Annotated in this window: 5 protein-coding genes and 2 pseudogenes; 4 read left to right on the forward strand and 3 right to left on the reverse strand. The window is 63.9% G+C overall.

Features of this window, described 5'->3' with window-relative positions; genetic code table 11:
• Positions 1–132: 132 nt before the first annotated feature.
• Positions 133–906, reverse strand: coding sequence for an SDR family oxidoreductase (locus ACQKPE_RS19555; protein WP_427668265.1), 774 nt, complete (start codon positions 904–906; stop codon positions 133–135).
• A pseudogene (locus tag ACQKPE_RS19560) lies at positions 903–1,976 on the reverse strand (O-succinylhomoserine sulfhydrylase); the annotation flags it as partial. The pseudogene ACQKPE_RS19560 and the gene ACQKPE_RS19555, both read right to left, overlap by 4 nt.
• Before the next feature lie 4 nt (positions 1,977–1,980).
• Here ACQKPE_RS19560 and ACQKPE_RS19565 point away from each other — a divergent pair.
• The 4 genes and pseudogenes from ACQKPE_RS19565 to ACQKPE_RS19580 all read left to right on the forward strand — a co-directional run.
• Positions 1,981–2,394: pseudogene (locus tag ACQKPE_RS19565) on the forward strand (winged helix-turn-helix domain-containing protein); the annotation flags it as partial.
• Positions 2,369–3,757 carry a heavy metal sensor histidine kinase gene (locus ACQKPE_RS19570; protein WP_427668266.1) on the forward strand — a complete coding sequence of 463 codons (1,389 nt, stop codon included), beginning with the start codon at positions 2,369–2,371 and terminating at the stop codon, positions 3,755–3,757. The pseudogene ACQKPE_RS19565 and the gene ACQKPE_RS19570, both read left to right, overlap by 26 nt.
• Before the next feature lie 153 nt (positions 3,758–3,910).
• Positions 3,911–4,135, forward strand: coding sequence for a hypothetical protein (locus ACQKPE_RS19575; RefSeq protein ID WP_427668267.1), 225 nt, complete (start codon positions 3,911–3,913; stop codon positions 4,133–4,135).
• A 138-nt stretch (positions 4,136–4,273) separates the two neighbouring features.
• Entirely contained in the window at positions 4,274–5,776 is a 1,503-nt protein-coding gene (locus tag ACQKPE_RS19580; protein WP_427668268.1) for a diguanylate cyclase domain-containing protein, read from the forward strand.
• Between the two features lie 3 nt (positions 5,777–5,779).
• On the opposite strand, the gene ACQKPE_RS19585 is transcribed toward ACQKPE_RS19580, so the two are convergent.
• Positions 5,780–6,256 (reverse strand): ferritin-like domain-containing protein, encoded by a 477-nt coding sequence (locus tag ACQKPE_RS19585; RefSeq protein WP_427668269.1) that lies wholly within the window; start codon positions 6,254–6,256, stop codon positions 5,780–5,782.
• Positions 6,257–6,525: the final 269 nt, after the last annotated feature.

Below are 6,525 nucleotides of genomic sequence, written 5' to 3' on the forward strand. Positions count from 1 at the left end.
GTTTGCTTCGCTGAGGCCGCGAAATTTACGCAGGTGCCGAAGCTAAGTCAATAGCCCTGTTGGATTTTTTTTGAAAAACGGGAAAAAAGATCAACTGCCGAACCGGCACGGGAATGCGAGGAAGAAGACGTTTCAGGCGTAGATCATCTTGCGCGTCATCCCGCCATCGACCACGAACTCCTGGCCGGTGACGAATGCCGCCTGGCGCGACAACAGCCACGCCACCATCGCCGCGATGTCTTCCACTGTCCCCACCCTGCCTGCAGGGTGCTGGGCATGATCGGCGTCGGTCAGAGGCTCGGCACGGCGCTGCGCGGGGTCGCGCGCATCGATCCAGCCAGGGCTTACCGCATTGACGCGAATTTCCGGGCCCAGGCTCATCGCCAGGGCATGGGTCAGCGCCACCAGGCCGCCCTTGCTCGCCGCATAGGCCTCGGTGTCCGGCTCGGATTGCCGAGCCCGGGTCGAAGCCAGGTTGACGATGGCACCACCATGGGCACGCAAGTAGGGGGCGCAATGCTTGGCCAGCAGCATCGGGCCACTGAGGTTGACCGCCAGCACGCGGTTCCATTGCGCCAGGCTCAAGCTTTCCAGGGTATGGTTGTGCGGGTTGGCGATGGCCGCGTTGCACACCAGCGCGTCCAGGCGACCGAACTGCCCGAGCACCTCGGCCACCCCGGCACTGACCTGCGCCTCGTCGGCCACATCCATGGCGACGAAGCAGGCATTACCACCCAGAGCCTTGGCGACCTTGGCGCCGCGCGGGCGGTCCAGGTCGCTCAACACCACTTGCCAACCTTCGCAGATCAACCAGGCGGCGATACCCAGGCCGATGCCACGCGCAGCACCGGTGACCAAGGCTACCCGGCTATTATGACCGGGTTCGCCGCCCTTCCAGTCAATCACAACGCCGCCAGGCCACGTGCCAAATCGGCTTGCAGGTCAGCCACGTCTTCCAGGCCGACCGCGACGCGAATCAGGCTGTCACGGATACCCGCAGCCTCACGCTCTTGCGGCGTAAGACGGCCATGGGAGGTGGTAGCAGGATGGGTGATGGTGGTCTTGCTGTCGCCAAGGTTGGCGGTGATCGACACCAGCCGCGTGGCGTCGATAAAGCGCCAGGCGCCGTCCTTGCCACCCTTGACCTCGAAGCTGACCACTGCGCCAAAACCACTCATCTGGCGCTTGGCCAGCTCGTGCTGCGGATGGCTCGGCAAGCCGGCGAAGTGGACCTTCTCTACACCGTCCTGGCGTTCCAGCCACTCGGCCAGCGCCTGGGCGCCTTCACAATGGGCACGCATGCGCAGCTTGAGGGTTTCCAGGCCCTTGAGGAACACCCAGGCGTTGAATGGGCTGAGGGTCGGGCCAGCAGTGCGCAGGAAACCAACGACTTCCTTCATCTGCTCGCTACGCCCCGCCACCGCGCCACCCATGCAACGACCCTGGCCGTCGATGAACTTGGTCGCCGAGTGCACCACGATGTCGGCACCGAGCTTGAGCGGTTGTTGCAAGGCCGGGGTGCTGAAGCAGTTGTCCACCACCAGCATGGCGCCACGGGCGTGGGCGATCTCGGCCAGGGCCGCGATATCCACGAGCTCGGCCAGCGGGTTGGATGGCGACTCGACGAACAGCAACTTGGTATTGGCCTTGATAGCCTTTTCCCAGCCGCCCAGATCCGCCAGGGGCACGTAGTCCACCTGCACGCCAAAGCGCTTGAAGTACTTCTCGAACAGGCTGATGGTCGAGCCGAACACGCTCTGCGACACCAACACATGGTCGCCGGCACTGCACAGCGCCATTACCGTGGAGAGGATCGCGGCCATGCCAGTGGAAGTGCCCACTGCCTGCTCGGCGCCTTCCAGCGCCGCCAGGCGCTCCTCGAAGGCGCGCACGGTCGGGTTGGTGTAGCGCGAATAGACGTTGCCCGGGGTTTCACCGGCAAAACGCGCGGCCGCGTCGGCGGCCGTGCGGAACACATTCCACGGCCTGCGCGAGGGTGCTGACGACTACCTGGGCAAGCCTTTCTCCTTCCTCGAATTGGTCGCCCGCCTGCAAGCCCTGACCCGCCGCAGCGCCAGCCACGAGCCGTTGCAGGTGCAGGTCGGCGACCTGTGGATCGACCTGATGGCGCGCAAGGCCAGCCGCGCCGGGCAACGCCTGGAACTGACGGCCAAGGAGTTTTCGCTGCTCAGCGTGCTGGCGCGGCGCCAAGGCGAGATCCTGTCCAAGACCGCCATCGCCGAGCTGGTCTGGGACATCAACTTCGACAGTGACGCGAATGTCGTGGAAGTGGCGATCAAGCGTCTGCGCGCCAAGCTCGACGGGCCGTTCGACAACAAACTGCTGCACACCATTCGAGGCATGGGCTATGTCCTGGAAAACCGTGCGGGCTAATTCCATTGCCCTGCGCCTTTCGCTGCTGTTCACCCTGGTGGCGCTGGCGGTGTTCGTGCTGATCGGCAGCGCCCTGTACCGCCAGGTCGACCGCAGCCTCGACCTGCTGCCAGCGGCCGAGCTGGATGCGCGTTTCAGCGTGCTGGAATCCACCCTCAACCGCTTCGGCACCCAGGAGCACTGGGCCAAGATCCACAACAAGCTCAACCTGCTGGCCGAGGAAGACCGGCGCATTCGTTTCTGGGTGGTCAGCGGCGACCCGGCGTTCGAGTATGGCCAGCCCACCGAGCAGGTGCGGGCCTTCGCCGAAGGCCCGACCGGCATGCGCGACTTGCGCCTGGCCGGCAGCCCCTACCCCTACAAGGTGCTGGTCAGCGAGTTGCCGGGCCAAGGTGAACGCACGCCGCTGCGCTTTCTGATCGGCATCGACACCGAAACCTTCTGGCAGGCCCAGCACAGCCTGCTGGTGGCCATCGTGGGCTTGGCCGTGCTCGGCGTGCTGCTGGCGTCCTTGCTCAGCTACTGGGTGGCGCGCATCGGCTTACGCCCGCTGCTGGCGTTGTCTGCCGAAGCCCAGGCGCTGGCCCCGCCGCGCCTGGACGGGCGCCTGCGCACCCACGACCTGCCACCGGAGCTGGCGCAGTTCGCCAACGCCTTCAACGCCACGCTCGACCGGGTCAACCAGGCCTACTCGCGCCTGGAAGCATTCAACGCCGACGTGGCCCACGAACTGCGCTCGCCGCTGACCAACCTGATCGGCCAGACCCAAGTGGCCCTGACCCGCGGACGCAGCGCCGAGCACTACTTCGAGGTGCTGCAATCAAACCTCGAAGAGCTCGAGCGGCTACGCAGCATCATCAACGACATGCTGTTCCTGGCCAGCGCCGACCAGGGCAGCAAGGCCACCGCGCTGACCCAGGCTTCGCTGGCCGAGGAAGTGGCCACCACCCTCGACTACCTCGACTACATCCTCGAGGACGCCCGGGTACGCGTGCAGGTCAGCGGCGATGCCCTGGCGCCCATCGAGAAAGCGCAACTGCGCCGCGCGTTGATCAACTTGCTGAACAACGCCGTGCAGCACACCGCGCCCGACCAGGTGATTCAGGTGCATATCGACGCCAGCCCCGAGGTGGTCAGCATCGCCGTGAGCAACCCAGGGCCGAGCATTGCCGACGAGCATTTGCCGTTGCTGTTCGAGCGCTTCTACCGGGTCGACGCCGCACGCAGCAACAGCGGTGCCGGCAACCATGGGCTGGGCCTGGCGATCGTCAAGGCCATCGCCCTGATGCACGGCGGCAGTGTATTCGTGCGCAGCGAGGGCGGCGCCAACACCTTCGGCATCAACCTGCCAAGCGCTCAATAACGCGGCCTGGAGAAGAAAAGCGGTACCTGCCAGGAGGGATAATTACCTTTTTAGTAAGAGTTCTTCTCGGACTTTGGCCTGTTTTCGCCGCACGTTCGCGACTAGATTGCGCCTGTCCCAATTAACACTTGCATCGCAAGAAGGTAGTTTGAAATGTCCAACAGTATGGGTGTTGCCAGCGTTTTCGTCCTGTCGTCCCTGTTGTTGTCGCCCCTGGCCATGGCCGAAGAGTCGGCGGCCTTCGTCGCTCGTAACGTCGAACTGTCCGCCGCCCATCAACAGGCGCGCGAAGCCTATGCGGGCAAGCCGCAAGACACCGCAAACACTGCGCAACAGACAGCTTCCAAAGCCGAAGCAGGCGACCACGCAGACAGCTGATAGGCCGGCCGCTCACACGCTGCACATTCCGTCGGACATTTTCATTAGATGTTGTCCGACTATTCTCCCTTCCCTAGAATATCGCCGCCGCGTAATAGCCCTACCCTCACGGAAAGAGGGGCTTATGCAGTAGCGAGCATGACGTTACCCATTCGACCACCGCGCCTGATCCCGTGCCGATCGCACCCCGAGCTGATCCTGAATCTGGGCAGCTGCCTCGCCGTGCTCGCGATTGTCTGCATCGTCACCTTCCTGCTGGCACGCGAACGCGACAGCGTCGAGCAGGCGGCCATGCGCGCCTCGGGCAATATCGTGCAACTGATCGAGAGCGATATCCTGCGCAACGCCGAACTCTACGACCAGTCGCTGCAAGGGCTGATCTGGGCGGTGGGCCGCAGCGAGCTGCCGGAGGTGCCCAGCCAGCTGCGCCAGCGCCTGTTGTTCAATCAAGCCTTCAACGACCGCAGCCGTGGCGACCTGCTCTGGCTCGACGCCGATGGCAATGTGGTCGGCGACTCCACCAGCATCGTCCCGCGCCAGGCCAATTTCGCCGACACCCCGGACTTCAAGGCCCACCTGAATATCCCGGGCCTGGGGTTGCTGGTCGGCCAGCCCTTCCAGGCCCGGCTCGGTGACCTGGGCTGGTGCATCAGTTTCAGCCGTCGCATCGAAGGCCCCAACGGCGAGTTTGCCGGGGTCGCGGCGGGTGCGTTGCGCCTGTCGTACTTCAGCGAGCTGTTCCGACGCCTGGATATCGGCGAGAAGAGCAGCATCAACCTGCTCAACAGCGACGGCCAACTGCTGGCCCGCGAACCGAGCCGCCCAGGCGACCCGGCCATTGGCACGAATTTCAGCCACCGTACCAATTTCAAGCGAATTCTCGAAGAGCGCAGCGGCAGCTTCACGGCTTACTCGGAAAGGAACAAAGGCACCCGTCTCTACACCTTCGCCCGGGTCGGCGAGCTGCCGTTGATCGTGCTGGTGGTGAACTCCACCGAGGAAGTGTTCCAGTCGTGGCGGCGCACCACGATATTGGTCGGCGTCGCCACCGGGGTGCTATGCCTGGGCATTCTCTGGCTGTCTGCGCTATTGGGCCGAGAGCTGCGCCGACGCAACGACGCTGAGCAAGGCATGGCGACGCTGGCGGCCACCGATAGCCTCACAGGCCTGGCCAACCGCCGTCGCCTCGACCAGACGCTGCGCCTGGAATGGGCACGCGCGCAGCGCAACCGCAAGCCGTTGGCAGTACTGATGGTGGATGTGGATCACTTCAAGGCATTCAACCAGCGCCACGGCCACGCCGGGGGCGACCACGCCTTGCGCGAGGTAGCGCGAGCCATCGAGCGCTGCATACGCCGACCTGCCGACCTGGTGGCGCGCTATGGGGGCGAGGAGTTTCAGGTGATATTGCCAGAAACCGAGCTGGCTGGGGCAATCATGCTGGCAGAGCGCATACGTGCCAGCGTCGAAGGCTTGCCGCCGTTCGGCAGCGATGAACAGCCCGTGACGGTGAGTGTCGGGATCGGTCTGTACAACCCAGATACCCAGCACGACCTGGCGCGGGTATTGGGCGCAGCCGACGAAGCCCTCTACCGGGCCAAGGCCAATGGCCGCAACCGGGTAGAGGGCCCTGACGCCTAAGCCTTAAGCGCGGGCGCGGGCGGCGTCGCGCAGTACCTTGACTTGGTCATGGTTGCGCTGCACACCTTGCAGCTGTTTTTCAACCAAGGCATAGGTCTGGTCGCTGGCGGTACGGCCCAGTTTCACCAGCTTCTCGCGGCCATCCTTGTAGGCTTTGAGGGCATGGTCTTCGCCACGCTCGACCTCGTTGAGCACCGCCTTTTCATCCTTGCCGGTGACCAGCGCCTTGAGGTTGACCCAGCCGCGGTGCAGGTCGCCGCTCAGGCTGGTGGAGGTTTCCGGGTCGCCACCCAGGCGACGCACTTCGCTTTGCAGCTCGGCGGCGGCGTTGGCGCATTCGCCGGCACGCTGCACGAAGAACGCTTTCAGCTCTGGGTTCTTGACGTCGGTGGCCGACTCTTTGAAACCTTTTTCGCCGTCCTTGCTGTACTCGATCAGGTCGTTGAGCACGTCGATGACGTCTTTGTTGGGGTTGCTCATGGCTTGAACTCCTTGGCAGGTGGTATTCACAAGGAGTGGAGCAGGGTTCGTGCCAGGCCTTTCTGAAAAATAAAAATCAATAAAAACAACTATTTAGAAAAATACCAAAGCCAAGCCATCGCGGCGTTCTGCATGATTGCCTGCAAGAGCCCGTGCAGTTTGCACGTGATTGCGGGAACACCTGGGCAACACCTACGACAACCCGCGCGCCAAGGTCCTGGCCGCCACCCTGGACCAGGCCACCGGTAAGTTCCTCGACACCAACAAGT

The organism is Pseudomonas sp. NPDC089554 (genome assembly GCF_050280645.1).
Classification (GTDB): Bacteria; Pseudomonadota; Gammaproteobacteria; order Pseudomonadales; family Pseudomonadaceae; genus Aquipseudomonas.

Bases quoted from the DNA above. Each gene is read 5' to 3' on its own strand.
- ACQKPE_RS19570 (WP_427668266.1), top strand. From the start codon at position 2,369: ATGTCCTGGAAAACCGTGCGGGCTAATTCCATTGCCCTGCGCCTTTCG.
- ACQKPE_RS19575 (WP_427668267.1), top strand. From the start codon at position 3,911: ATGTCCAACAGTATGGGTGTTGCCAGCGTTTTCGTCCTGTCGTCCCTG.
- ACQKPE_RS19580 (WP_427668268.1), top strand. From the start codon at position 4,274: ATGACGTTACCCATTCGACCACCGCGCCTGATCCCGTGCCGATCGCAC.
- ACQKPE_RS19585 (WP_427668269.1), bottom strand. From the start codon at position 6,256: ATGAGCAACCCCAACAAAGACGTCATCGACGTGCTCAACGACCTGATC.